Below are 23,716 nucleotides of genomic sequence, written 5' to 3' on the forward strand. Positions count from 1 at the left end.
GCCCGCGCGTCGGCCACGGCGCGGTCGACGACCCGGGCCAGCGACCCTCCCCAGCGCGGACTTCCGGGGAGCGGCAGCAGATGGACCATCCCGATGAGAAGACGCGAGAGCCCGGGGAGCGGCTCGCGGCTCACGACCCGACCCTCGGAGGAGCGGCGAGCCCCGCCGACGACCGGGGACGACCCGGCGCGATGGGAATCGGCTCGGGCCGGCTCACGGAGCGCCTAGGAAGCTGTCGGAGTAATCGCGCGCCAACGCCTCGCCCAGCCGCCGCGGGTCGGTGTTCCACTCCGAGCGCGGGCTTGCCCGCGGAACCCTCCCGGGGGAGGGTCTGGGAGGGGGCCGTCGAGGCCCCCTCCCATGATCTAGGGTTCCTCCTCGACGCTGTGGGCGCCGCCCGTCGCGCTCTCCTTGCGCGCGTGGGCGACGAGCCGCCGGAAGCGCTCCTGGAGCCGGTCCAGCTCCTGGTCGGACAGCTCCTCGATGTCGATCAGCAGATTCGAGGCGCCCTCGACTGCCGCGATCAGCTCGTTCAGCTTGAGCTGAATGGCGTGGGCGTCCTTGTTCTGGGTGTGCTGGATCAGGAAGACGATCAGGAACGTGACGATGGTCGTCCCCGTGTTGATGATGAGCTGCCAGCTGTCGGAGTAGCCGAAGAGGGGCCCGGTGAAGCTCCAGACGACGATCGTGAGCACGGCAAGAATGAAGGCCGACGGGCTGCCGACCAGGAGTGAGATCCGGCGGGCGAACTGCTCGAACGCCTCGTGAAGCCGGGCTGGGATCGGGATGGACCGCCGTCGCCTGCCGGCAGCACCGCCGGGACCGGGACGTTTGGCCGACGGATTCCGAGAGGGCATGGTCGCACCTCGCACTCGGAGGACGAGGTCCTCGTCAATGGGACTCGTGGCCGGTGGCCGCCGGACTGGTCTCGACAGCCATCGGCGTCGCATCTATTCTCATTATTCCATGAGTGACCGCGCGGCTCTCCTGGTCATCGGCCTCGTCTCCGTCCTGGTCATCGGGCTGGTCGCCGTGCTCCTCCTGGGCCGGACCGCCGAGGGCCGCGGGGCGCCCGCCGTCTCGGCGCTCCCCGCGATCAATGCCGGCCTCAACGGAGCGAGCGCGGTCCTCCTGACGGCAGGCTTCCTCCTCATCCGCCGCAAGCGGGTCGCCGCTCACCGGACCTGCATGCTCACCGCCTTCACCCTGTCCACGCTGTTCCTGGTTTCCTACGTGATCTACCACGCGCAGGCGGGGTCGGTGGCCTTCACGGGGCGGGGGCCCGTCCGCGCGGCCTACTTCGTGCTGCTCGTCTCCCACATCGTGCTGGCGGCGCTCATCGTGCCGCTGGCCCTGACCACGATCTACCGCGCGCTCGGCGGCGACTTCGCGCGCCACCGGCGGATCGCCCGGGTCACCCTGCCGATCTGGCTCTACGTGTCGATCACGGGCGTCGTCGTCTACTGGATGCTCTACCACCTCTTTCCCTCGCCGTGACGGCGGAGGTATAGTGCGCGCCATGAGCCGGCCCGGGCCGATCCCCGTCGCATCCCGTCGTCCGCGGCTTTCCAGAGGGGTAGACCCATGAGGTGGCCTCGCTGGCTCGGTTGGGCCCGGGACACCGAGCAGGCGCGTCGCGTGGCGCTCCTGGCCCGGACCCCGGTCTTCGCGGGCCTCTCCCGGCGGCTGCTCGGTCGCCTGGCCACCCAGCTCTTCGAGAAGGCCTACACGCCCGGCGACGTCGTCTTCCGGGAGGGCGATCCCGGCAAGGGGCTCTTCATCGTCCTCGAGGGGGCGGTGGCGATCACGCAGGCGGCGCCCGGCGGCGACCTGGTCCTGCGCTCGCTCGGCCCCGGGGCCTGCTTCGGCGAGCTCGCCCTGATCGACGACCTGCCGCGCTCGGCCACCGCCCGGGTGACCGCCCCCTCACGCCTGCTCATCCTGTATCGGACCGACTTCGAGGCACTGGTGGAGGGGAGCCCGGGCATCGCGCGAGTAGTGCTGCGCAACCTGCTCCGCACGCTCGCGACGTACGTGCGGCGGACCAATGCCGCCGACTCCCACGGCGCCGTGGCCCCCGCTGCGGACCCCCGGTCCCCGGGGACGCCATGACCGAGCCGCAGGGCGGCGCGAGGCCCGATCGGGGAAGGCTGCTGCCCTGGATCCTGGGCGGGGCCGCCGTCGTGGTTGTCGTCTATCTCTTTCGGGGCCTCGTGCTGCCGCTGTTCCTGGCCGCCGGCGTGGCCTACCTGCTGAACCCCTTGATCGTGTGGGCCGAAGGCATCGGCACGAAGCGCAGCGTGGCGGTCATGGGACTCTACCTCGCGTTCGCCCTCGTCGTGGTGGGCGGGGGCTTCGCCCTGGGCCCGCGCCTCCGCGCCGAGGCCGGGGCGCTCGCCGAGGGACTGCCGGCGCTGACGGACCAGGTCGAGGCGGCCATCGACCTGGCCGTCCGCGAGCTGCGTGACACGTACCCCGGACTTCGTCGCGTGCTGCCGAATCCGGAAGGCCGAACCCGCTGGCTCGAGCCCCTCGTCGCGGGGCGGGGCGGCAACCTGACCGAACTGCTCGAGCATGCCGGGAAGGTGTTCATCACCGTCGTCCTGGTCCCGCTCTTCGCCTTCCTCCTCCTGCGGGACAGCCGGCGGGCGATCGCGTTCGTCATGGACCGGCTGCCGCCCATCCACATCGAGACCACCGTGGCCGTCTGGTGCGAGATCGAGCAGATCATCGGACGCTACCTCCGGGGCGTGGCCCTGGACGTGCTCGCCGTCGGCGTGCTGGCCTCGGTCGGCCTCTGGGCGCTCGGCGTACCCTATCCCCTCTTGCTAGGGGCGTTCGCCGGGCTCGCCAATGCCGTGCCGTTCCTGGGCCCGATCCTCGGCGCGAGCGCGGCCGGCCTGGCGGTGCTCACCGACGGTCAGGGCATCGCCGCCGTAGCCCGCGTCGTGGCCCTCTTCGTCGCGATCAAGGTCGTAGACGACGTCCTGCTCCAGCCGCTGACCATCGGCCGGAGCCTGCACCTCCACCCCATGCTCCTTCTGGCCTCCGTCGTCGCCGGCAACCAGGCCCTCGGCATCTTCGGCATGGTGCTGGCCGTGCCGTTCGTCACCGCGCTCCAGGAGATCGCGCGGCTCCTCCTCGAGCACCACCGGGCCATGGCGGGTCCGGCTCCGACCTCCGGCGAGGCCGCGGCGGCGCCGCACTACGTCTGCTGAGCCCTGAAGGACGCGGGGGCGCCCGGCCGGCCGGCGGCGCTTGACGGCCCCGGGCCCGTCTGATACGGTACCGCCCAGCCGTTGACGGGGTCCCGGGTGCGCCCCCGCAGGGGCCAAGAGGGAAGGCGGTGCGAGACCGCCGCGACCCCGTCACTGTGATCGGGGACGAAAGTCGCCGAGTGGCCACTGGCGCCGGACAGCGGCGCTGGGAAGGCGGCGACGAGTAGGACGATCCGAAAGCCAGGAAACCTGCCCGGGACCCGAGTTGCCCTGACCGGTCTTCGAGGGGAGGCCCGGGTGCCGCACGCTCTCTCGCCGAGTCCGCTCCCCGACCACCGTCTCCGGTGAGCGCCCGGACCCTGCTGGTCCTGGGCGGCGCCCGCGCCGGCAAGAGCGCCTACGCGGTTGCGCGCGCCGCCGTCGTGGGTGAGCGCGTCACCTTCGTGGCGACGGCTGAAGCTGGAGACCCCGAGATGGCGGCGCGGATCGCCTGCCACCAGGCCGACCGGCCGCCGCGCTGGAACACGGTGGAGGCGCCGCTCGCGCTCGCCGAAGCCGTGGCCGGGCTCGAGGGGAAAGCCGACGCGGTCATCGTCGACTGCCTCACCCTGTGGGTCGCCAACCTGCTCGCCCGGCGCCCCGACCTGCCGGACCGCGAGCTACTCGTCGAGGCGGAGCGACTCGCGGACCTCGGCCAGCGCCGCCTGTTCGGGCTCGTCCTGGTGTCGAACGAAGTCGGCTGGGGAGTCCACCCCGAGACCGCGCTCGGCCGCCGCTTCCGGGACGCCCTGGGACTCGTCAACCAGGCCGTCGCGCGCGCGGCGGACGAGGTGGTGCTGCTGGTGGCCGGCTGCCCCTGGTGGCTCAAGCGTCTCCCGTGAGCTCGCTGGACGCGCTGCTCAGCCGGATCGTGGCCCCGGATCCTCACGTGGCTCTGGCCGCCCATGCGCGCCTCGAGCGCCTCACCAAGCCGCCCGGGAGCCTCGGGCGGCTCGAGACGCTCGCCGCGCGCGTCGCCCTCATCACGGGACAGGCGATGCCGCGCGTCGCCGCGCCGGTCATCTTCACCCTCGTCGGGGACCATGGCGTCGTGACCGAGGGCGTGAGCGCGTACCCGCAGGCGGTGACGGCGCAGATGGTCGAGAACTTCTGTCAGGGCGGCGCCGCGGTGAACGCTCTCGGGCGCCACGTCGGCGCCCGGGTCGTGGTCGCCGACCTGGGCGTGGCCGTCGACCTCGGACCGCGGCCCGGACTCGAGCTGCGGAAGATCGCCCGGGGTACGCGGAACTTCGCCGAGGGCCCCGCCATGACGCGCGAGGAGGCGCTGGCGGCGATCGCGGCTGGGGCCGCGCTCGTCGAGGACGCCGCCCCGGATTGCATCGGCACCGGCGAGATGGGCATCGGCAACACGACCGCGGCGAGCGCGCTCACCGCGGCGCTCACCGGCGCCGACCCCGCGGCGGTGACGGGGCGGGGGACGGGGGTGGACGATGCCGCCTGGGCGCGAAAGGTGGCGGTGATCCGGCGGGGGCTGGGGACGAATCGTCCCGACCCCCGCGACGGACTCGGCGTCCTCGCGGCGGTGGGCGGCCTCGAGATCGCGGGGCTGGTGGGCGTCGTCCTCGCCGGCGCCGCCCGCCGCGTCCCTGTGGTCCTCGACGGCTTCATCGCGACCGCGGCCGCACTCGTCGCCGTCCGCCTGCGGGCCGAGGTCCGCGAGTACCTGATCGCGGCCCACCGCAGCGCCGAGCCGGGTCACGGGGTCCTCCTGGAGACGCTGGGCCTCGCCCCGTACCTCGACCTCGGCATGCGGCTCGGCGAGGGGACCGGCGCCGCCCTGGGGATCGGGCTCATCCGGGCCGCCCTCGCCTGTTACACGGACATGGCGACCTTCAAGGAGGCCGGCGTGTCGGGACGGCTCCCCTGAGGCGCCGATGATCCGCGCGCTGTGCGTGGCCGGCCTGGCGTCGTCCGTGGGCAAGACCACCGTGACCCTCGCGCTGGCCGCGGCCTTCCGTCGCCGCGGGCTCCGCGTGCGCTGCGCCAAGGTGGGGCCGGACTTCATCGACCCGGGCTTCCATGAGGCGGTCAGCGGCGCGCCGAGCCGGACGCTCGACAGCTGGATGCTGTCCCACGATGCGCTGCGCGCGGCCTTCGCCCGCACCGGGACGGACGCGGACCTGGTCCTGGTCGAGGGCGTCATGGGCCTCTTCGACGGCCTGGACGGCCGGAGCGAGACGGGGAGCACCGCGGAGGTCGCCAAGCGACTGGGCCTCCCGGTCCTCCTCGTCGTCGACGCGGCGGCCCAGGCCCGCAGCGCGGGGGCGGTGGTCCTGGGCGCCGAGCAATACGATTCCGGCCTCGAGGTGGCCGCGGTCGTGTTCAACCGCGTCGGAGGCGAGCGCCATACCGGGTGCCTCACCGACGCCTTGGCCGGTCGGTGCCGCGCCCTCCCGCTCGGTGCCCTGCCGTGGCGGGACGACCTCCGCCTGCCCGAGCGCCACCTGGGCCTCGTCACCGCCCGCGAGCGGCGGTTCCCACCGGGCATGTTCGAGGCGCTGGCGGACCTGGCCGAGGACGGCGTCGACCTCGACGGGTGCCTGGCCCTCGCCCGGAGCACCGTCGGCGCCGAGGCTCCGGCGCCGTGCGGGCCGGCCCGGATCCGCCTCGGCGTCGCCCTCGACCCGGCGTTCCAGTTCTACTATCCCGACAATCTCGAGGCGCTCCGCTTGGCGGGCGCCGAGATCGTCGCGTGGAGTCCGCTCGAGGACTCGCGGCTTCCGGAGGTCGACGCGCTCTACCTGGGGGGCGGATACCCCGAAGTACACGCGGCCCGGCTCGCCGAGAATGGCGCGGCGCGCGCGGCCGTCGCCGCGTTCGTCCGCGACGGGCGGCCGGTCTACGCCGAGTGCGGCGGCCTCATGTATCTCGCCGAGACCCTGGAAGACATGGAAGGTCGGCGCCAGCCGATGGTCGGGGTGCTGCCGCTTCACGTGCGCATGACGCCCCGGCGGCTGACGCTCGGCTACCGGGAAGTCCGCCTGGACTCCGCCGGGCTCCTCGGTCCGGCCGGGTCCCGCCTCCGCGGCCACGAGTTCCACCGCTCCCATCTGGCGGCGCCGCCGGCCGGGGTCGAGACCTCCTATCGCGTGGTCGATCCCGCGGGCGGCGAGCCGTGGCGCGAGGGCTACCGCGTGGCCAACACGCTGGCGAGCTACGTGCACCTCCACCTCGGCTCGCGGCCCGGGACGGCCGAGGCGTTCGTGGCGGCCTGCGACCGCGCGCGGCCCGGGCTCACCGCCCGATGAGGCGCGCGAGGCTGCCGCTCGCGGCCGTCCTCGTCGTCGCCCTCGTGGGGGCGGCCGCCCCCTCGCGGGCGGCGGAGGTCCAGGACATGCTCGGGCGGCGGGTCACCGTCCCCGAGCGGCCGGGCCGCGTGGTCTCGCTCGCCCCGAGTCTCACCGAGATCGCCTACGCCGTGGGGGCCGGGGAGCAGCTGGTGGGCGTGACGGAGTACTGCGACTTCCCGAGAGAGGCGCGGGCGAAGCCCAAGGTAGGCGGCATTTACACCCCGAACTTCGAGGTGATTCTCACCCTCAAGCCCGACCTCGTCCTGGCGACGACCGAGGGCAACCGGGAGGAGCACATCCGCGGTCTCGAGGACCTCGGGATCCCGGTCTACGTCGTCCGGCCGCTCGACTTCGTCACCGTGCTCGACTCGATCGAGCGCATCGGCCGGGTGCTCGGCCGCGAGACCGAGGCGCGGCGGCGTGTGGACGCGATGAAGCGCCAGGCGGATGAGGTCGCGCGGGCCGTGCAGGACGCGCCGCGGCCGCGGGTGCTCTACGTGCTGTGGGGGGACCCGCTCATCGTGCCCGGACGCGACACGCTGATCACCGACCTGATTCGCCGCGCCGGTGGCGAGAGCGTGACGGGAGACGAGCGGTTGCCCTATCCCCGCTTTTCGCTGGAGGAGGCCGTCGCGCGCCGGCCCGAGCGGATCGTCCTGGCCCAGCACGGGGAGGTGACGGTCGACGAGCGGCTCCGGGAGTGGCAGCATCTCACGCTGCTGCCGGCCGTCCGGCAGGGCCGCGTGTACCGGATCGACGGCGACCTGGTCCATCGCCCGGGCCCGCGGATCGTGGAGGGGTTACGGGCCCTCGCCCGGCTGCTCCACCCGGAGGTGGCCTGGTGATCACGCGGCGGCGCGTCCTCCTCACCACCGGCGCCGTCGCGCTGGCCCTCGCCGCCGTCTCGCTCGGCGCGCTCGCCCTCGGCGCGGCCCGGCTGAGTCCGGCGGAGGTCGTCGCCACCCTGCTCGGGCGTCAGGTGTCGGAGCTGGCGACGACGGTGGTCCTCGGCCTCCGGCTGCCCCGAATCCTGCTGGCTGCCCTGGCCGGCATGGGACTGGCGGTGGCCGGGGTGGGCTTCCAGGCGGTGACGCGGAACCCCCTGGCCGATCCGGCGGTACTCGGGGTCGCCAGCGGAGCCGCGCTCGGCGCGGTGCTGGGCCAGATCGCCGGGCTCGAGGGGTCGCTCCTCGCCGCGTTCGGGCTGTCGGCCGCCGCCTTCCTGGGCGCCCTGGTCGCCGCCAGCGCCGTCTACCTCATCGCATCCGTCGGCGGACGCCTCCCCATCCAGACGCTCCTGCTGGCCGGCGTGATCATCGGGCTCTTCTTCTCGGCGGCCATCACGCTGATCATCTCGCTGGCCGACTTCGCCCGGCTCGGCGGGATCCTCCACTGGCTCATGGGCAGCCTCGGCGCCGCCGGGTACCGTCCCGTCGTGGTGATGGCGCTCGGCTGCGCGGCGGGTATCGGCGCGATCTACGCCCAGGCGCGTGCGCTGAACCTCCTGGCCCTCGGCGAGGAGCCGGCGCTCCAGCTCGGTGTCGAGGCCGAGCGCGTCAAGCGCGTCATCTTCGTCGCGGCCTCGCTCCTGACCGGGGTCATCGTGGCCCACACGGGCCCGATCGGCTTCGTGGGCCTCATCGTGCCCCACGCGGTGCGGCTGACCGTCGGGTCGGACAACCGCCTGCTGATCCCGGCCGCCGCCGGCGTCGGGGGGGCCTTCCTCGTCCTGGCCGACACGCTCGCTCGGGTCGTCGCCCGGCCGGCCGAGCTCCCGGTCGGCGTCATCACGGCGTTCTGCGGGGCGCCGTTCTTCATCTACCTGCTGCGCACTCGACTGCGGGAGCGCCTGGGGTGACGCCGCTGGTCGAGGTGCGGAGCGTGCGCTTCGGCTACGGGGGTGCCTTCCGCCTCGAGGGCATCTCGTTCGAGGTGGCGGCCGGGGAGGTCCTCGGCGTCATCGGGCCCAACGGCTCGGGGAAGACGACGCTGATCCGGCTCCTGTCGAAAGTGCACGAGCCGGACGGCGGCGAGATCCGCGTCGACGGCGCGCCGCTCGGACGGCTGTCGCGGCGCGCCCTGGCCCGCCGAGTGGCGGTCGTGCCGCAGGAGGTCGGCGCGGCCTTCCCGCTGACCGTGGAAGAGCTCTGCCTGATGGGGCGCCATCCTCACGCGGAGGGCCGATTCTTCGAGGGGCCCCAGGACCTGACGCGGGCCCGCGAGGCCATGGCGCTGGCCGGGGTGCTCCCTCTCGCGGGCGAGCGGCTCGACACGCTTTCCGGCGGCGAGCGCCAGCGCGCCGCGCTGGCGCGAGCGCTCGCCCAGGAGCCGCAGCTTCTCCTGCTCGACGAGCCGACCAGTCACCTGGACCTGCGCCATCAGCGGGAGCTGGCCGGGCTTCTCCGGCGGCTCAACCGCGACCGGGGCACGACGATCCTCCTGGTGAGCCACGATCTGAACCTGGCCAGCGAGGTGACCGATCGGCTGATCCTCCTGAGCTGCGGGCGTCTGGCCAAGGTCGGGACCCCGGCCGAAGTGCTCGACGAGCCCACCCTCGAGGCCGCCTATGGCTGCCCCGTGCGAGTGGACAAGAGCCCGGTTTCCGGGCGGCCCATGGTGGCCGTCCGGTGGCCCGAGACCGTCGACGAGGGGAGGTGAGAGCGGCGGGTATCGGATGAACTCGTCCCCGATGCCGGGAAGCCGGTGGAGGCGCCGCCGCTGCGCGCCGAGTCCGGCACTGTCCCGCAACTGTGAGTGGGGAGCGCCCCGCCGACGAACCACTGGGGTGAGGAGCCCTGGGAAGGTGCGGTGTGCGCGATGAGCCACGAGTCAGGAGACCGATCGGGGACGAGCGAAGCGGCACTCTTTCGCGGAACAGGAGGGTGCGATGAACGGGATGACTCGATGGGGTGGGCTGACGATCCTGGGATGGGCGATGGCCGCCGGTCCGGTGGCGGCGCAGCCGGCGACGCCGTCCCCGAGCGAGGTTCAGCGGGCGGAGCCGGTGGTCATCACGGCCACCCGGCTCGAAGAGCCGCTGGAACAGATCGGTGGGTCGGTGACGATCATTCCGGAAGAGGTCCTGCGCGCGCAGGAGTACCGGACGGTGGAGGAGGCGCTGCGCTCGGTGCCGGGAGTCGACGTGCAGCGCTCGGGCAGCCTCGGAAAGCTCACGACCGTGCGGATCCGCGGGGCCGCGCCGACCCAGGTGCAGGTCCTGGTCGACGGCGTGCGGGTGAAGAGCACGACCACGGGCGACTTCGACTTCGCGGACCTTTCCCTGGACGACGTCGAGCGCATCGAGGTGGTCCGCGGGCCGCAGTCGACCCTCTACGGCGCCGACGCGATAGGGGGGGTCATCAACATCATCACCAAGCGCGGCCGGGGCGCGCCGTCGGCCTTCGTCGACGTCGAGGCCGGCAACTACGACACCTTCCGGGAGCGGGCGGGCGTCGCGGGGACGCTGGGGGCATGGAACTTCTCCCTCGGCGTCTCGCGGCTCGATTTCGGCGGCCAGTTCCCGAACGACGACCACCGGCTCACCAGCGTGAACGGCCGGGTCGGGTACGCCCTGCCGAACCGGGGCGAGCTCGCGCTCCTCGGACGCTACTCCGACGCCGACCGCGGAATCCCGTTCCGGACCGTCTTCCCGGACTTCGCCCTCCATCGGACGCAGGCCGACCAGTTCGCGCTGGTGAGCCTCGAGTGGCGTCAGCCCTGGGCCGCGTTCTATGAGCACGCGCTGCGTCTCTCCCGCGTGGAGGGTACGCTCACGTTCCGCGACCCGGACGATCGCTTCCAGCAGCGCTCCCGGATCGAGACCGAGCGGCTCGAGGCGGACTGGCTCCACCACGTCCACCTCGGCACGCTGGACACGGTGACCCTGGGTCTCGAGTACCGCCGGGAAGAGGGGACCAATGAGGGACTCTTCTCCCGGGCGACCGACACCCGCGCGCTGTTCCTGCAGAACGAGCTCCGGCTGTTCGACCGGCTCTTCCTGACCGGCGGGATCCGCCACGACGACAACAGCGGCTTCGGCGATGCCACCACCGCGCGCGCCGCGGTCTCCTATCTCCTCCGGGCCACCGACACGCGCCTCAAGGGAAGCTGGGGGGAAGGCTTCCGGGCCCCGACGTTCAACGAGCTGTTCTTTCCGGCGTTCGCGCCGTGCCCGTCCTTCGGCAACCCGGATCTCCGGCCGGAGAAGAGCGAGAGCTGGGACGCGGGCGTCGAGCAGCAGCTCTGGGCCCGGCGGGTCCGCCTCGGCGCTACCTACTTCCGGAACGACTTCCGGGACCTGGTCCAGACCGCGCTCGTCGACCCGGTGAACTTCTGCTTCCAGGCCCAGAACGTCGGCCGGGCGCGAAGTCAGGGCGTGGAGGCGGAGGTCAGCGTGGCCCCGACTGACACGCTGCTCGTCACCCTGGCGTACACGTACACCGACACCGAAGACCGCGTGACCGGCCAGCCGCTCCGGCGCTTCCCGCGGAACCGGTGGGCCCTGTCGGCGATCTACGAGGTGCTGCGCGGCCTGACCCTCACGGGTGAGCTCTTCGTCGTCGGCAGCCGGTTCGAGGCGACGGGGCAACCGCGGAGCCCGGGGTACACGGTCGTCAACGTGGGCGCGGCCTATCGCCTGCCGTGGCGCTGGGGCCCGCTCTCCGAGGTGGCCCTGCACGTGAAAGTGACCAACCTCCTCGACGAGGATTACGCCGAGGTGCCGGGCTTTCCGGCGCTCGGGCCCCACGTCGTGGCCGGCATCCGCGCGACGTTCTAGGGCCAGACCGTGGAGCTGCGCTTCGTGGGGTCGGGGGACGCCTTCGGCAGCGGGGGGCGCTTCCAGACGTGCCTCCACGTCCGGTCCGGGGCCTCGGAGTTCCTGATCGACTGCGGGACCTCGTCGCTGATCGCGATGCGGCGCTTCGGGATCGATCCCGCCGGGGTCGACCTCGTCCTCCTCTCCCATCTCCACGGCGACCACTTCGGAGGGCTGCCCTTCCTCGTGCTCGACGCCCAGTTCCGCCACCGGACGCGGCCGCTCCGGCTGGCGGGACCACCGGGACTGGAGGCGCGCCTCCGCGACGCGATGGAGGTGCTGTTTCCCGGCTCCACCCGCGTGCAGCGGTCGTTCATTCTCGACTTCGTCGAGCTGACCGACCGCGTCGCGACGGCAGTCGGCCCGGTGTCGGTGACGCCATTCGAGGTCGTTCACGGGAGCGGGGCCCCGTCGTTCGCCTTGCGCGTGGCCGGCGATGGCAAGGTGATCGCTTACTCCGGAGACACGGAATGGACGGACGCTCTGCTGGAGGTGGCGGGCGGGGCCGACCTCTTCGTCTGCGAGGCGTACTTCTTCGAGAAGAAGGTCAAGTACCACCTCGACTACCGGACCCTCATGGCCGAGCGCCCGCGGCTCGGCTGCCGGCGGCTCATCCTCACCCACATGAGCGAGGACATGCTGGGACGGCTCCCGCTGCCCGGGGTCGAGTGGGCCGAAGACGGCCAGCGGGTGGTCGTGTGACGCGATGATCGCCGGCGTCACCGTCGACGTGAACCGCGAGGCGGTCTGGGTGCGAAGCCACGCGCCCCTCCACGTCGTCTCGTCCGCGTTCGTGGGCGGCGAGCTCCCGACGACCCGGCACATCCTGAACATGCACTGGCCTCACGGGCACCGGGAGGGTCTGGACGCCGAGCTCAGCGCCTTCGCCCGCCGCCTCGGCATCACGGAAGCCTTCGTCGGTCTCATGACCGCCGCCCCGACCCACCGGGCGACGCCCGTGACCGAAGCCGCCGACGGCGTGACGGTGACCGCGATCGTCACCGTGGCCATCGGCGCGACGGTCTCGGCCGGCACGAGTCCCGTCGAGCCCTGGCGCCCGTCGACCATCAACACGATCCTGCTCCTCGACGCGTGTCTGGACGCCGGGGCCGCGGTCAACGGCGTGATCACGGCGACCGAGGCCAAGGTCGGCGCCCTCGGCGACGCGCGGGTCCTGACGCCCGAAGGGCTGCCGGCGACGGGAACGGTGACCGACGCGGTGGTGGTGGCGTGGACCGGCCGGGGGAAGCGCCTGCCCTATCTCGGGCCCGCGGCCACCGGTGGCTGGCTGCTGGCCCGCGCCGTGCGCCGGGCGGTGCTCGAAGGGATCACGCGCGGATGAGACCGCGGCCCGCTGTCGTGCTTCTGGCGGTCGGACTCGACCTCGTGGCCGGGGAGCCGCCGGTCCGGTGGCACCCCGTGGTCTGGATCGGCCGCGCGCTGGCCCGGGCCGAGGCGCGGGCGGCGTGTCGCACCGTTGCGAGCGGCGCCGCCGCCGTCCTCGCGGTGACCGCGACGGCCTGGGCCGTGGCGGCCGGCGCCGGGATGGTGCTCCGGCGGCTCGGGTGGGCGGGGACGCTCCTCGAGGCGGTGGCCCTCAAGCCGACCTTCGCCGTGCGGCGCCTCGCCGGAGCCGCCGGGGAGGTCCGCGCGTCCCTGGAGACGGGTGACCTCGGCGAGGCGCAGCGGCGCCTCGGGCGTCACCTCGTGAGCCGGGTGACGGAGGAGCTCGACGCCGCGCTCGTCACCTCGGCGGTGGTGGAGTCGGTGGCGGAGAACCTGGCGGACAGCGTGGCGGGGCCACTCCTGGCCTACGCGGCCGGCGGCTTGCCGGCGGCCTGGGTCTACCGGACGCTCAACACGGCGGACGCCATGTGGGGGTACCGCGACGCGCGCTACGAGCGCTTCGGGAAAGCCGCCGCGCGCCTCGACGACGTGGCGAACCTGCTCCCGGCACGGGTCGCGGCGGGCGCGATCGTGGCGGGGGCGGCGCTGGCCGGCGAGGACGCGGGGGCGGCCGCCCGGGTCGCCTGGCGCGATCACGGGCGGACGGCGAGCCCGAACGCCGGATGGCCCATGGCGGCCCTGGCCGGCGCCCTCGGGCTCGGGCTCGCCAAGCCGGGCGCCTACCGGCTCGGCGACGGCGTGCTGCCGGAATCCCCCGAGACCATCCGGCGGGCGGTGTGGGTGTTCGGCGCGGCCGCGACGCTCGTGGTCGGCGCGGCCTGGGCGCTCGCGCTCGGCCGCAGGAACGGACGATGAGCCGGCGCCGGGCGCGAGCGATCATGCTGCAGGGCACGGGGTCCCACGTGGGCAAGACCGTCCTGACCGCCGCGCTCTGCCGTCTCTTCCGTGAGGACGGCTGCGATGTGGCGCCGTTCAAGGCCCAGAACATGGCGCTCAACGCCTACGTGACGCGGGACGGCGGCGAGATGGGCTGGGCGCAGGCGATGCAGGCAGAAGCGGCGGGCCTCGCGCCCTCGGTCGACATGAACCCGATTCTGCTGAAGCCGGAGACGAGCGGCTCCCAGGTGATCGTCGGCGGCAGGGCGTGGGCGACGCTGTCGGCGCGCGACTACTACGGGCGGCGGGCCGAGCTGTGGGACGCGGTCGGCGCGGCCTACGAGCGCCTCGCGCGGGCCCACGAGCTGATCGTGATCGAGGGCGCGGGGAGCCCGGCCGAGCCGAACCTGATGGCGGCCGACCTCACGAACATGGCCGTCGCACGGCTCGCCCGGGCTCCCGTGATCCTCGTCGGCGACATCGACCGGGGGGGTGTCTTTGCGAGCCTCGTCGGCTCGCTGGCGCTCCTCGGCCGCGCGGATCGTCGCCGGGTGCGGGGATTTCTCGTCAACCGCTTCCGCGGCGACCGCGAGCTGCTGGCGCCGGCCCTCGACTTCCTCGAGCGTCGAGCCCGGCGTCCCGTCCTCGGGGTCGTGCCGTACGTGGCCGACCTCCACCTTCCCGAGGAGGACAGCGTCGCCCTGGAGGCGCGCCGGGAGCCGCGATCGGCCCGGATCGCGATCGTGGTCGTTCGCCTGCCCTACATCGCCAACTTCACCGACTTCGCCCCGCTGGCCGCCGACCCCGACATCGAGCTGCGCTACGCGCGCCGCCCGGAGGAGGTCCGGGAGGCGGCCCTGGTCGTGCTCCCGGGCTCGAAGGACACGCTGGCCGATCTGCGCTGGCTCCACACGAGCGGGTTCGCCGAGGCGCTCCGGGGCTACGTGGCGCGGGGCGGGCATCTGGCCGGGATCTGCGGCGGGCTCCAGATGCTGGGCCGCGTCGTGGAAGATCCCGACGGGCTCGAGAGCGGCGGACGAACCGAAGGTCTCGGCTGCCTGCCGGTCACCACGGTGCTGGGCCGCGGGAAGATCACCCGGCGGGTCCGCGCGCGTCTCCCGGGCGGCGGCGAGCCGTTCGAAGCCTACGAGCTCCACCTGGGTCGGACCCGGCTGGAGGACACCGCCACGCCGTTCGCCTTCGTCGAAGAGCCCGGGGGGCCGCGGCCGGACGGCGTGGTGTCGGCCGACGGCCGAGTATGGGGCAGCTACCTTCACGGAGTGTTTGACGCCCCCCACGTCCGGCGCGTGCTCCTCGCCGGGCTGGAGCCCACAGCGATCCCGTCGGCGCCGTCCGAGGACTACCGTGCCCTCCGCGAGCGCGAGTACGGGCGCCTCGCCGCGGTCGTTCGCGCCCACGTCGACGTCGCGGCGCTCGTCAAGCTCATCGACGTCCGGGTCCCCGGGGCCAGGTCATGAGCGACACGCGCGCGGTCCTGGCGGCGCTGGTCCTGTCGCTCGCGCTCCACGCGGGGCTGGCAGCCACCCTCCGGGGGCTCGGATTCGGCCCCGAGCCGGTGGCGAAGGCGCGGGATCTGCCGCCGCTCTTCGTCGACCTCGGCGAGCCCATCGTGGCCGTCTCGAGTCCCGCATCGCGCGCCACGCCGTCGTTCCCCTCCGCCGACCGCGCGGCGCGTCCGGCCGCGCGGCCCCCGGCGCCGCGGCCCGCGCCGAGGGCCGAGCCTCCGGCGCCCACGCCGGAAGCACCGGTGCCCGTCGAGAGCGGTCGACCGCCGGCGGTGGAGCCGCCTCGGCCGCCGGACTCGCCCGCGCCGCTGCCCGGCGCCCCGGCCCCGCCAGCCTCCGACTCGCCGGCGGCCGCGCCGATCGCGCCGGCCGACCCGACGCCGGCACCGGAGCCGGCGGGCGCGAGCGGCGGAGGCCCGCGGCCGGATTCCTTCGAGTCGGCGGAGGCCGGTGGCACGCCGGTGGCCAGCGGCGCGGACCCGACGCCCGGGACGTCGCCGTCCGCCGCCGACACCGGGCCGCGCGCCGCCGGCGGGAGCGCGGGGTCGGTCCCGACCCGAGCCGACCCGGAACGCGCGTCCGCGGCGACGTCCGGAGGCGAGGGGGGAGCCGCCGCCAGCGCGAGCCGCGAGGAGATCGCGGCGCTGCCGGGTGGTTACGGGGCCGCGATCCCGCCCGAGTACGACACCTACGTCCGCGCGCTCCGGCGCCGGATCCAGGAGCGACTCGTCTATCCATGGCTGGCCATCCGCCACCGGGTTCAGGGAACCGTCGAGCTCGAGATCCGGATCGGCGTCGATGGCCGGCTGGCCGGGGTGTCGGCGACGAGTCGGGAGAGCCCCGCCGTGCTGCGCGAGGCCGCGGTGCGCGCCGTGCGCGACGCCACCCCGCTGGCGTTTCCCTCCGGCCTCATGACGCGCGCCCTCACGATCCGGTTGCCCGTCGTCTTCGAGCTCCAGTGAGGACGCGCCTCGCGTGGCGCCTTTTTCTTGGCGAGCGTTTCCGCCGGTGGGCTATAGTGGGTGAAATTGTCTGAAACCGTGACGATCGACGCCAGCAGCATGGCTGACGACGTGACGCTCGTGCTCTCGGACGCGGTTCGCGAGGCGCTGGCCCGGGCGGGTCTGCCGCCGGTTCCGCGGGACGACATCGTGTGGGACGTCCCGCGCGAGGCCGCGCACGGCGACTATGCCACCAACGTCGCCATGGTGCTCGGGAAGGCCCAGCGGCGGCCGCCGCGCCCGCTGGCCGAGACCATCCGGGACCACCTGCCGCCCATTCCCGCGGTCGAGCGAGCCGAAGTGGCCGGCCCGGGCTTTCTCAACGTCTTCCTCTCTCCGGCGTTCTGCCAGCGCGGACTGGCCCGTATCCTCGCCGTCGGCTCCCGGTTTGGCGAGGGCACCGAGGGCCGCGGCCTCAAGGCGCAGGTGGAGTTCGTCAGCGCGAACCCGACCGGCCCGCTCACCCTCGGGCACGGACGGCAAGCCATCCTCGGGGACTGCGTGGCCCGCCTCTTCGAGGCGATGGGCTACGAGACGGTCCGCGAGTACTACTTCAACAACGCAGGCCGCCAGATGCGGGTCCTGGGCGAGTCGGTGCGGGCCCGGTACCTGGAGCTCATCGGACGGCCGGCGGCCTTTCCCGAGGACGGGTACCAGGGCGAGTACATCCGCGAGATCGCCCAGGGGCTCCTGGACAAGCACGGCCAGGCGCTGGCCGGCGATGGCCACGAGCCGGTCTTCCGCCAGGCCGCCGAGGACGCGATCTTCGCGGACATCCGGCGGACGCTCGACCGGCTGGGGATCCGCTTCGACGTCTACTCCAACGAGGCCTCGCTTTACACCGACGGCAAGGTCGACGAGACGCTGGCCGCCCTCCGGGCGCGCGGCCTCGTCTACGACAAGGACGGCGCGACCTGGCTGCGGCTGTCGGCCATGGATCGACCGCAGGATCGGGTGCTGGTGAAATCGAGCGGAGAGCCGACCTACCGGCTCCCGGACATCGCGTACCACCGGGAGAAGCTGCGCCGGAGCTTCGATCGGATCCTGAACGTCCAGGGGGCCGACCACATCGAGGAGGCCAAGGATGTGGTGGCGGCGATCTCTGCCCTGGGCCTCCCGGCCGAGCGGATCCGCTACCTCATCCACCAGTTCGTGACGATCACGCGCGGGGGTGTCGAGGTGAAGATGTCCACCCGCCGGGCGACCTACGTGACGGTGGACGACCTCCTCGATCAGGTCGGGAGCCCGGACGTCTTCCGTTACTTCATGGTGACCCGGAGCCCGGAGAGTCACCTGAACTTCGACCTCGAGGCCGCCACCGAGACCGACTGGCAGAAGAACCCGGTCTTTTACGTCCAGTATGCGCACGCCCGGGTATCGAGCATCGAGAAGCACGCCCGGGAGCGCAGTGTGCCGTCGCCGACGACCGCCGAAGAGTGGGCCGAGGTCGATCTGAGCCGCCTCGCCATGCCGGAAGAGCTCGCGTTGATCAAGGCACTCCTCCGGTACCCGGCCCTGGTGGCCGGCGCGGCCCGGGCCTGCGAGCCCCATCGCGTGGCCACCTACCTCCACGACCTGGCGGCCCAGTTCCACGGTTACCATCACCTCGGCACCCACAACCCGACCTTCCGCGTCGTGCGGCCCGAGGACCCGGCCTTGACGCGAGCGCGGCTGGCCCTCACCCGGGCCGTCGGGCAGGTGCTCGAGAACGGCCTCGGTCTGCTCGGCATCAGCGCACCGGAGTCGATGTGAGGTGGTGAACGAGCGCCGGATGCGGGAAGCCCGGCACGAGTTCCGGATCGGCACCCGGCAGCTCGTGGTGCTCGGCGGCGGCTTCGCGGTGATCTGCGCCCTGACCTTCGCCCTCGGGGTGCTGGTGGGACGCGAGCTCACGGCCACGTCGGCGCCGGGAAGACGGGGGGTCGGCGCTGCGACGCCGGTGACGCCCACGACGCCGGTCGCCGGCCAGGCGCGGCCGGCGGCGCCGCCGAAGAAGGAGCGAACCGGCTCCGACGAGCGCCTCACCTTCTACCAGACGCTGACCGCCCCGACGCCCGACCTGCCGGCCGTCCAGCCACCAAAGGTGGAGGAGCGCATCGTGCCACGCGAGGCCCCGGCGCCGGCGGCGTCGGCGGCCGCTTCGCCCCCGAGGGACGAAGGGCGCCCGCCCGCTCAGCCCCCCGCGCGACGCGGGCCGCCCCCGGTCGCGGCACCGACGGCACGGCCGAGCGCCTCGGCCGCGGCCCTCGCGCCGGAACCTCAGCTCTGGACGGTGCAGGTGAGCTCGTTTCGCAGCCGGGGCCTCGCCGAAGAGCTCAAGAGCCGGCTGGTTGCCCAGGGCTTCGACGCCTACCTCGTGTCGGTGGCGACCGACGAGGGGCGCGTGCGCCATCGCGTGCGCGTCGGCGGGTATCCGACGCGGGCGGAGGCCGAGCGGGTAGCCTCCGAGCTCCGGGCCGAGCGGAGCCTGAACCCGTTCGTGACCACGCGTTCCCGCTAGAGCGGCGGCTTCCCTGTCGTGCGCGCCGTTCCCCCACCGCCCGGGTTGAAGCGGGTCCTGATCGACGCGGACGAGCTGGCCGCGCGCGTCCGCGAGCTGGGCCGGCAGCTCAGCCAGGACTACGCCGATCGGGAGCCGATCCTGATCGGTGTCCTCACGGGCGCGGCCGTGTTCCTGGCCGACCTCATGCGGGCGATGGACGTGCTCGTGCGCTGCGACTTCATCGGGGTCTCGTCCTACGGGACCGCCTCCCGGACGTCGGGGATCGTGAAGATCACGGCCGATCTGTCGGTGTCGATCGAGGACCGCGAGGTGGTCCTCGTGGAGGACATCATCGACACCGGCCGGACGATCGCCTACCTCCGGCGGAACCTGGAGACCCGCCACCCCAAGAGCCTCCGCGTCTGTACGCTGCTCGACAAGGTCGAGCGGCGCGAGGTGTCGGTCGACCTGGACTACGTCGGGTTCACGATCCCCAACGAGTTCGTGGTGGGCTACGGGCTGGACCATGCCGGGCTCTACCGCAACTTGCCCTACCTGGCGGCCCTGGATCTCACCGGAGCCCGCTCGGCCTAGCTGTTTCGGGGGGGTCTCGGAAGACCCCCCCGATGCCCCCCCTCTCGGGTTGGGTGGGTGGGCGCGGCGGCACAGCCGCCGCTCGGAGCGCTGCTCGACGCTTCGCCCGCTCGGGGCGAGCTGCCGGATTACTCCGACACGCTCCGAAGGATGGCGGGAGGGGTCTCCGACGGCCCCCTCCCGGACCGTCCCTCCGGGGAATCGCGCCTCCACGCTCGCCCGGGAATGCGCTCGGCAGCGGGGTCGATGTCCTGTTCCGACAGGCTGGCCACGGGTGATGCGGCCATCGGCCGTGTGCTATACTGGCCGTGCGCTTCGTATGTGCGCGCGCGATCTGCCAAAGGTCGGCCTCGTGACGGGCGGAAGGAGGGTGGCCGTTCCGGAATGAATCCCTTCTACAAGAATCTCGCCCTGTGGATGGTGATCGGGCTCGTCGTCGTGCTGCTGTTCAACGTCTTCAGCGGCCTGACGGAGAAGGGTGGGCTGGAGCCACCGAACTATTCCGACTTCCTGAAGAACATCGAGTCCGGCCGGGTCGAGTCGGTGACGATCCGCGGGAACCTGGTGACGGGGCGCCTCAAGGACGGCGGGGAGTTCCGGACCTACATCGTCGAGTCGCCGGATCTCATCAAGCTCATGCGGGATCGCGGGGTCCGGATCGCCGTCAAGCCGCCGGACCAGAACCCCTGGTACATGTCGCTCCTCATCTCGTGGTTCCCGATGGTCTTGTTCATCGGCGTGTGGATCTTCTTCATGCGCCAGATGCAGGGAGGCGGAGCGAAGGCGCTCTCCTTCGGGAAGGCGCGGGCCCGCCTGATCTCGGAGAAGCACAACAAGATCACCTTTGCCGATGTGGCCGGGGTCGACGAGGCCAAGGAGGAGCTCCGCGAGATCATCGAGTTCCTCAAGGATCCCCAGAAGTTCCAGAAGCTCGGGGGGAAGATCCCGAAGGGCGTGCTCCTGGTCGGTCCCCCCGGCACCGGGAAGACGCTGCTGGCCAAGGCGATCGCGGGAGAGGCCAACGTCCCCTTCTTCTCGATCTCGGGCTCCGATTTCGTGGAGATGTTCGTCGGGGTGGGGGCGTCGAGGGTTCGTGACCTGTTCGAGCAGGGCAAGAAGCACGCGCCCTGCATCATCTTCATGGACGAGATCGACGCCGTCGGTCGGCATCGGGGCGCCGGGCTCGGGGGCGGCCACGACGAGCGGGAGCAGACCCTCAACCAGCTCCTGGTCGAGATGGACGGCTTCGAGACGAACGAGGGCGTCATCCTGATCGCGGCCACCAACCGGCCCGATGTCCTGGACCCGGCGCTCCTCCGCCCGGGCCGCTTCGACCGCCAGGTCGTGGTCGCCCGGCCCGACGTCAAGGGTCGCGAGGAGATCCTCCGGGTCCACGCCCGCCGCATTCCGCTCGCCCCCGGAGTGGAGCTGAAGGTGCTGGCCCGGGGGACGCCGGGATTCTCGGGCGCCGATCTCGCCAACCTGGTGAACGAGGCCGCCCTGCTGGCGGCGCGCCAGGCGAAGAAGTTCGTCGAGATGATCGACTTCGAGAATGCCAAGGACAAGGTCCTGATGGGCGTCGAGCGGCGCAGCATGATCATCAGCGACGAGGAGAAACGCACCATCGCCTATCACGAGGCGGGCCACGCCCTGGTCGCCCAGACCCTGCCGGGTGCCGATCCGGTGCACAAGGTCACCATCATCCCGCGGGGCCGCGCGCTCGGGCTGACCCAGCAGCTCCCGACCGACGACAAGTACAACTACTCCCGGGAGTATCTCATCAACCGGATCACGATCCTGCTCGGTGGCCGGGCGGCCGAGGAGATGGTCCTGAACCAGCAGACGACCGGCGCCGGCGACGACCTCGAGAAGGCCACCGAGATGGCCCGCAAGATGGTGTGCGAGTGGGGGATGTCCGAGAAGCTCGGCCCGCTCACGTTCGGGAAGCGGGAGGAGCACATCTTCCTGGGTCGCGAATTCGCCCGCCAGCAGGACTACAGCGAGGAAACCGCGGTCCTGATCGACGCCGAGGTCACGCGGATCGTGCTGGACTGCGCGAGCCGGGCCCGCCAGCTCCTCGAGGAGAAGGCCGCCAAGCTCCATGGCCTGGCCCAGGCCCTCCTCGAGCACGAGTCACTCGACAGCGAGGAGATCGCGCGGATCCTCGCGGGTACCCCGACCGGAGCCCTGGAAGAGGTTCCGGCCTGATCGCGTTCGGAGGGGGGCGACGCCCCTCTCCGACGGCCCTCCCGGCCAAGCCGGGCGCTCGCCGGTCAGGGCCATGGGTACCCGCCCCCAGGACGGATGTCATGGCACAGCGACCGGTGAGGCTGCAGGTCCGAGGTCACGTGTTCACGTGGGACGAGACCAGCCGCCGCACCTTGCTGATGGGCATCGTGAACGTGACGCCCGACTCCTTTGCCGACGGCGGGCGTTTCATCGATCCCGAAGCGGCCAACCAGCACGCCCGACGCCTGGCCGCCGAGGGGGCGGATCTCGTGGACGTGGGGGCCGAGTCGACGCGCCCGGGTGCCCGGCTGGTTTCGGCAGCCGAGGAGCAGGATCGCCTGCTCCCGGTACTCGAGCGGTTGCTCAAGGAGCCGCCGTGTCTGGTGTCGGTCGATACCTGCAAGCCCGAGGTGGCCGAGGCCGCCCTCGCCCTCGGGGCGCACATGGTCAACGACGTCACCGGGCTGGCCGCCGGCCCCGCGCTGGCGCGGGTGTGCGCGCGATTCGGGGCCGCCCTGTGCCTCAACCACATGCGGGGGACCCCGGCCACCATGCAGGAGGCGCCGCATTACGAGGATCTCCTCGGCGAGGTGCGGGCGCGGCTCGGCGCGGCCGTCGCCGAGGCCGAGGCGGCAGGCGTCCCGCCGGCCGCTATCTGCGTCGATCCCGGGATCGGATTCGGCAAGACCGTCACCCAGAACCTGACTCTCCTCAAGCGGCTCGACGCGCTCGCCCCGCTCGGCAAGCCGGTGCTGGTGGGGCCGTCGCGTAAGAGCTTCATCGGCGTCATCCTCGGCGCGCCCCCCGCCGAGCGGCTGGAGGGAACGCTGGCCGCCTGCGTGGTGGCGGTCGAGTCGGGCGCCCACATCCTGCGGGTGCACGACGTGGCGGTGGCCCGGCGGGCCATCCGGGTGGCCGAGGCGATCCGCGATGCGCCGTCCGCGTAGCGTGAGGCGACATCCATGAGCGCCGGCATGTGGGACCTCATCCACGCGTTCCGGGTCCGTGATCTCATCGACATCACGATCGTGGCGTTCGTCCTCTACCGGATCTTCCTCACCTTCAAGGGGACGCTCGCGGTCCAGATGCTCGCCGGGCTCGCGCTGTTGATGGGGGCGCGGTTCGTGGCCCGGGAGGCCGAGCTCTACAGCATCGGGTTCATCATGGACAACTTCTGGGCCTTCTGGGTGCTGGCGTTGATGGTCCTCTTCCAGCCCGAGCTCCGCCGCGCGCTGGCTCAGGCCGGCCGGAGCCGGCTGCTCGAGCGGGTCTTCGGCGAGGCCGCGCCCGAGCGGCGGCACGTCGTGGAAGAAGTGATCCGCGCCGCCGAGTCGCTGGCCGCGAAGCGGGTCGGCGCGCTCATCGTCCTGGAGCGGACGGGGGGACTCCGCAACTACGCCGAGCTCGGCGTGCCGGTCGACGCCAGGGTCTCGGCCGAGCTGCTGGGAAGCCTGTTCCTGCCGGGCTCGCCGCTGCACGATGGGGCCGTCTTCATTCAGGGCGGCCGGATCTCGGCGGCCGGCTGCTTCCTCCCGCTGTCGCGGAACCTGCAGCTGGCGCGGGCGCTCGGGACGCGCCACCGGGCCGCCCTCGGTCTCTCCGAGGAGACCGATGCCGTGGTGGTCGTCGTCTCGGAGGAGACCGGCGGGATCTCGCTGGCGGTCGAGGGCCGGATGGAGCCGGGACTGGACGCGGCCGAGCTCACCCGACGGCTGACCGAGCTTCTCGGCACCGGCACGCGGCGGGCGCCCCAGCGCGGTTCGCTCCTGGCCGAGGTCCGGCGCCTGACCGTCCGCGGCAAGGCATGATGCCGCTGGTCGCGCGCCTGACCGCCAACTGGCAGCTCAAGCTCCTCGCCCTCTTCTTTGCGGTCACCCTCTGGGTGTTCGTCGTCTTCGAGGACAAGGGCGAGGCCGTCTACACGGTCCCTCTCGTGATGACCGGCGTGCCGCCCGGGCTCGAGGTGACCGCGGTGGGGGCGAAGACCGTGGATGTTCGGGTCCAGGGGCTGCGGAGCGTGTTGGGACACGTCCAGGACCGGGACATCCGGGCGGAGGTGAGCCTGCGGGACGCGCGACCGGGGGAGGTCCTGGCCCGCGTCCTCCCGCAGGACGTGGTGGTGCCCCGCGGCGTCCAGGTCGTGCGGGTGACGCCGTCCCGGGTCGCCGTCGCCCTGGAGGAGAAGTGATGGGCGGCGCGCCCGAGGTGGGCTAGGTA

Annotated in this window: 24 protein-coding genes and 2 riboswitches; of the genes, 22 read left to right on the forward strand and 2 right to left on the reverse strand. The window is 72.8% G+C overall.

Going from position 1 to position 23,716, the window contains the following annotated elements; genetic code table 11:
- Together VGW35_13930 and VGW35_13935 are read right to left on the reverse strand one after the other, a co-directional pair.
- Positions 1 to 134, reverse strand: a 134-nt coding sequence (locus tag VGW35_13930; protein HEV8308756.1) for a BtpA/SgcQ family protein, incomplete at its 3' end; no start/stop codon positions are given.
- 231 nt (positions 135 to 365) lie between these two features.
- Positions 366 to 857: a low affinity iron permease family protein gene (locus VGW35_13935; GenBank protein ID HEV8308757.1), complete on the reverse strand. Its 492-nt coding sequence runs from the start codon at positions 855 to 857 to the stop codon at positions 366 to 368.
- Positions 858 to 966: 109 nt separating this feature from the next.
- Between VGW35_13935 and VGW35_13940 the strand changes: the two genes are divergently transcribed.
- From VGW35_13940 to VGW35_14045, 22 genes are all read left to right on the forward strand, one after another.
- Positions 967 to 1,497 carry a DUF420 domain-containing protein gene (locus tag VGW35_13940; GenBank protein HEV8308758.1) on the forward strand — a complete coding sequence of 177 codons (531 nt, stop codon included), beginning with the start codon at positions 967 to 969 and terminating at the stop codon, positions 1,495 to 1,497.
- Between the two features lie 87 nt (positions 1,498 to 1,584).
- Complete coding sequence (locus VGW35_13945; protein HEV8308759.1) at positions 1,585 to 2,112, forward strand: cyclic nucleotide-binding domain-containing protein; 528 nt, start codon at positions 1,585 to 1,587, stop codon at positions 2,110 to 2,112.
- Positions 2,109 to 3,218, forward strand: a complete 1,110-nt coding sequence (locus tag VGW35_13950) for an AI-2E family transporter (protein ID HEV8308760.1) — start codon at positions 2,109 to 2,111, stop codon at positions 3,216 to 3,218. The genes VGW35_13945 and VGW35_13950 overlap by 4 nt, the downstream gene beginning before the upstream one ends.
- 77 nt (positions 3,219 to 3,295) lie before the next feature.
- Positions 3,296 to 3,490: riboswitch (cobalamin riboswitch) on the forward strand.
- Positions 3,491 to 3,562: 72 nt separating this feature from the next.
- Positions 3,563 to 4,099, forward strand: a complete 537-nt coding sequence (cobU, locus tag VGW35_13955; protein HEV8308761.1) for a bifunctional adenosylcobinamide kinase/adenosylcobinamide-phosphate guanylyltransferase — start codon at positions 3,563 to 3,565, stop codon at positions 4,097 to 4,099.
- Positions 4,096 to 5,145 (forward strand): nicotinate-nucleotide--dimethylbenzimidazole phosphoribosyltransferase, encoded by a 1,050-nt coding sequence (gene cobT, locus VGW35_13960; protein ID HEV8308762.1) that lies wholly within the window; start codon positions 4,096 to 4,098, stop codon positions 5,143 to 5,145. The genes cobU and cobT overlap by 4 nt, the downstream gene beginning before the upstream one ends.
- A 7-nt stretch (positions 5,146 to 5,152) precedes the next feature.
- A complete protein-coding gene (locus VGW35_13965) occupies positions 5,153 to 6,526 on the forward strand; it encodes a cobyrinate a,c-diamide synthase (GenBank protein HEV8308763.1) in 1,374 nt (457 codons plus the stop codon).
- Complete coding sequence (locus tag VGW35_13970; GenBank protein ID HEV8308764.1) at positions 6,523 to 7,413, forward strand: cobalamin-binding protein; 891 nt, start codon at positions 6,523 to 6,525, stop codon at positions 7,411 to 7,413. The genes VGW35_13965 and VGW35_13970 overlap by 4 nt, the downstream gene beginning before the upstream one ends.
- Positions 7,410 to 8,426, forward strand: coding sequence for an iron ABC transporter permease (locus tag VGW35_13975; protein ID HEV8308765.1), 1,017 nt, complete (start codon positions 7,410 to 7,412; stop codon positions 8,424 to 8,426). Before VGW35_13970 ends, VGW35_13975 begins: the two co-directional genes overlap by 4 nt.
- Positions 8,423 to 9,226 (forward strand): ABC transporter ATP-binding protein, encoded by an 804-nt coding sequence (locus tag VGW35_13980; GenBank protein ID HEV8308766.1) that lies wholly within the window; start codon positions 8,423 to 8,425, stop codon positions 9,224 to 9,226. The genes VGW35_13975 and VGW35_13980 overlap by 4 nt, the downstream gene beginning before the upstream one ends.
- Positions 9,227 to 9,238: 12 nt before the next feature.
- Positions 9,239 to 9,429, forward strand: a riboswitch (cobalamin riboswitch).
- 26 nt (positions 9,430 to 9,455) lie between these two features.
- Complete coding sequence (locus VGW35_13985; protein HEV8308767.1) at positions 9,456 to 11,345, forward strand: TonB-dependent receptor; 1,890 nt, start codon at positions 9,456 to 9,458, stop codon at positions 11,343 to 11,345.
- 9 nt (positions 11,346 to 11,354) lie between these two features.
- Complete coding sequence (locus tag VGW35_13990; protein ID HEV8308768.1) at positions 11,355 to 12,086, forward strand: MBL fold metallo-hydrolase; 732 nt, start codon at positions 11,355 to 11,357, stop codon at positions 12,084 to 12,086.
- Positions 12,087 to 12,090: 4 nt separating this feature from the next.
- Positions 12,091 to 12,726: an adenosylcobinamide amidohydrolase gene (locus VGW35_13995; protein HEV8308769.1), complete on the forward strand. Its 636-nt coding sequence runs from the start codon at positions 12,091 to 12,093 to the stop codon at positions 12,724 to 12,726.
- Positions 12,723 to 13,646 (forward strand): adenosylcobinamide-phosphate synthase CbiB, encoded by a 924-nt coding sequence (cbiB, locus tag VGW35_14000; protein HEV8308770.1) that lies wholly within the window; start codon positions 12,723 to 12,725, stop codon positions 13,644 to 13,646. Before VGW35_13995 ends, cbiB begins: the two co-directional genes overlap by 4 nt.
- Positions 13,643 to 15,145, forward strand: coding sequence for a cobyric acid synthase (locus VGW35_14005; GenBank protein HEV8308771.1), 1,503 nt, complete (start codon positions 13,643 to 13,645; stop codon positions 15,143 to 15,145). Before cbiB ends, VGW35_14005 begins: the two co-directional genes overlap by 4 nt.
- On the forward strand, positions 15,142 to 16,155 hold the full coding sequence (locus VGW35_14010; protein ID HEV8308772.1) for a TonB family protein: 1,014 nt from the start codon (positions 15,142 to 15,144) through the stop codon (positions 16,153 to 16,155). The genes VGW35_14005 and VGW35_14010 overlap by 4 nt, the downstream gene beginning before the upstream one ends.
- Before the next feature lie 60 nt (positions 16,156 to 16,215).
- Positions 16,216 to 17,946, forward strand: coding sequence for an arginine--tRNA ligase (gene argS, locus VGW35_14015; GenBank protein HEV8308773.1), 1,731 nt, complete (start codon positions 16,216 to 16,218; stop codon positions 17,944 to 17,946).
- A 4-nt stretch (positions 17,947 to 17,950) separates the two neighbouring features.
- Positions 17,951 to 18,694 (forward strand): SPOR domain-containing protein, encoded by a 744-nt coding sequence (locus VGW35_14020; GenBank protein HEV8308774.1) that lies wholly within the window; start codon positions 17,951 to 17,953, stop codon positions 18,692 to 18,694.
- 18 nt (positions 18,695 to 18,712) lie between these two features.
- Positions 18,713 to 19,270 (forward strand): hypoxanthine phosphoribosyltransferase, encoded by a 558-nt coding sequence (hpt, locus tag VGW35_14025; GenBank protein ID HEV8308775.1) that lies wholly within the window; start codon positions 18,713 to 18,715, stop codon positions 19,268 to 19,270.
- A gap of 384 nt (positions 19,271 to 19,654) precedes the next feature.
- Positions 19,655 to 21,478, forward strand: a complete 1,824-nt coding sequence (ftsH, locus tag VGW35_14030; GenBank protein HEV8308776.1) for an ATP-dependent zinc metalloprotease FtsH — start codon at positions 19,655 to 19,657, stop codon at positions 21,476 to 21,478.
- A gap of 101 nt (positions 21,479 to 21,579) precedes the next feature.
- Positions 21,580 to 22,446, forward strand: a complete 867-nt coding sequence (gene folP / locus VGW35_14035; protein HEV8308777.1) for a dihydropteroate synthase — start codon at positions 21,580 to 21,582, stop codon at positions 22,444 to 22,446.
- Between the two features lie 15 nt (positions 22,447 to 22,461).
- Entirely contained in the window at positions 22,462 to 23,307 is an 846-nt protein-coding gene (cdaA, locus tag VGW35_14040) for a diadenylate cyclase CdaA (protein ID HEV8308778.1), read from the forward strand.
- Positions 23,304 to 23,687, forward strand: coding sequence for a CdaR family protein (locus VGW35_14045; GenBank protein HEV8308779.1), 384 nt, complete (start codon positions 23,304 to 23,306; stop codon positions 23,685 to 23,687). Before cdaA ends, VGW35_14045 begins: the two co-directional genes overlap by 4 nt.
- The last annotated feature ends 29 nt before the right edge of the window (positions 23,688 to 23,716 follow it).

It is taken from the genome of Candidatus Methylomirabilota bacterium (genome assembly GCA_036005065.1).
GTDB lineage: Bacteria > Methylomirabilota > Methylomirabilia > Rokubacteriales > DASRDR01 > DASYQW01.

What these genes read in the sequence shown, in the direction of transcription:
- VGW35_13935 (HEV8308757.1), bottom strand. Translation starts at nt 857, where the DNA reads ATGCCCTCTCGGAATCCGTCGGCCAAACGTCCCGGTCCCGGCGGTGCT.
- VGW35_13940 (HEV8308758.1), top strand. Translation starts at nt 967, where the DNA reads ATGAGTGACCGCGCGGCTCTCCTGGTCATCGGCCTCGTCTCCGTCCTG.
- VGW35_13945 (HEV8308759.1), top strand. Translation starts at nt 1,585, where the DNA reads ATGAGGTGGCCTCGCTGGCTCGGTTGGGCCCGGGACACCGAGCAGGCG.
- VGW35_13950 (HEV8308760.1), top strand. Translation starts at nt 2,109, where the DNA reads ATGACCGAGCCGCAGGGCGGCGCGAGGCCCGATCGGGGAAGGCTGCTG.
- VGW35_13965 (HEV8308763.1), top strand. Translation starts at nt 5,153, where the DNA reads ATGATCCGCGCGCTGTGCGTGGCCGGCCTGGCGTCGTCCGTGGGCAAG.
- VGW35_13970 (HEV8308764.1), top strand. Translation starts at nt 6,523, where the DNA reads ATGAGGCGCGCGAGGCTGCCGCTCGCGGCCGTCCTCGTCGTCGCCCTC.
- VGW35_13985 (HEV8308767.1), top strand. Translation starts at nt 9,456, where the DNA reads ATGAACGGGATGACTCGATGGGGTGGGCTGACGATCCTGGGATGGGCG.
- VGW35_13995 (HEV8308769.1), top strand. Translation starts at nt 12,091, where the DNA reads ATGATCGCCGGCGTCACCGTCGACGTGAACCGCGAGGCGGTCTGGGTG.
- cbiB (HEV8308770.1), top strand. Translation starts at nt 12,723, where the DNA reads ATGAGACCGCGGCCCGCTGTCGTGCTTCTGGCGGTCGGACTCGACCTC.
- VGW35_14005 (HEV8308771.1), top strand. Translation starts at nt 13,643, where the DNA reads ATGAGCCGGCGCCGGGCGCGAGCGATCATGCTGCAGGGCACGGGGTCC.
- VGW35_14010 (HEV8308772.1), top strand. Translation starts at nt 15,142, where the DNA reads ATGAGCGACACGCGCGCGGTCCTGGCGGCGCTGGTCCTGTCGCTCGCG.
- ftsH (HEV8308776.1), top strand. Translation starts at nt 19,655, where the DNA reads ATGAATCCCTTCTACAAGAATCTCGCCCTGTGGATGGTGATCGGGCTC.
- folP (HEV8308777.1), top strand. Translation starts at nt 21,580, where the DNA reads ATGGCACAGCGACCGGTGAGGCTGCAGGTCCGAGGTCACGTGTTCACG.
- cdaA (HEV8308778.1), top strand. Translation starts at nt 22,462, where the DNA reads ATGAGCGCCGGCATGTGGGACCTCATCCACGCGTTCCGGGTCCGTGAT.
- VGW35_14045 (HEV8308779.1), top strand. Translation starts at nt 23,304, where the DNA reads ATGATGCCGCTGGTCGCGCGCCTGACCGCCAACTGGCAGCTCAAGCTC.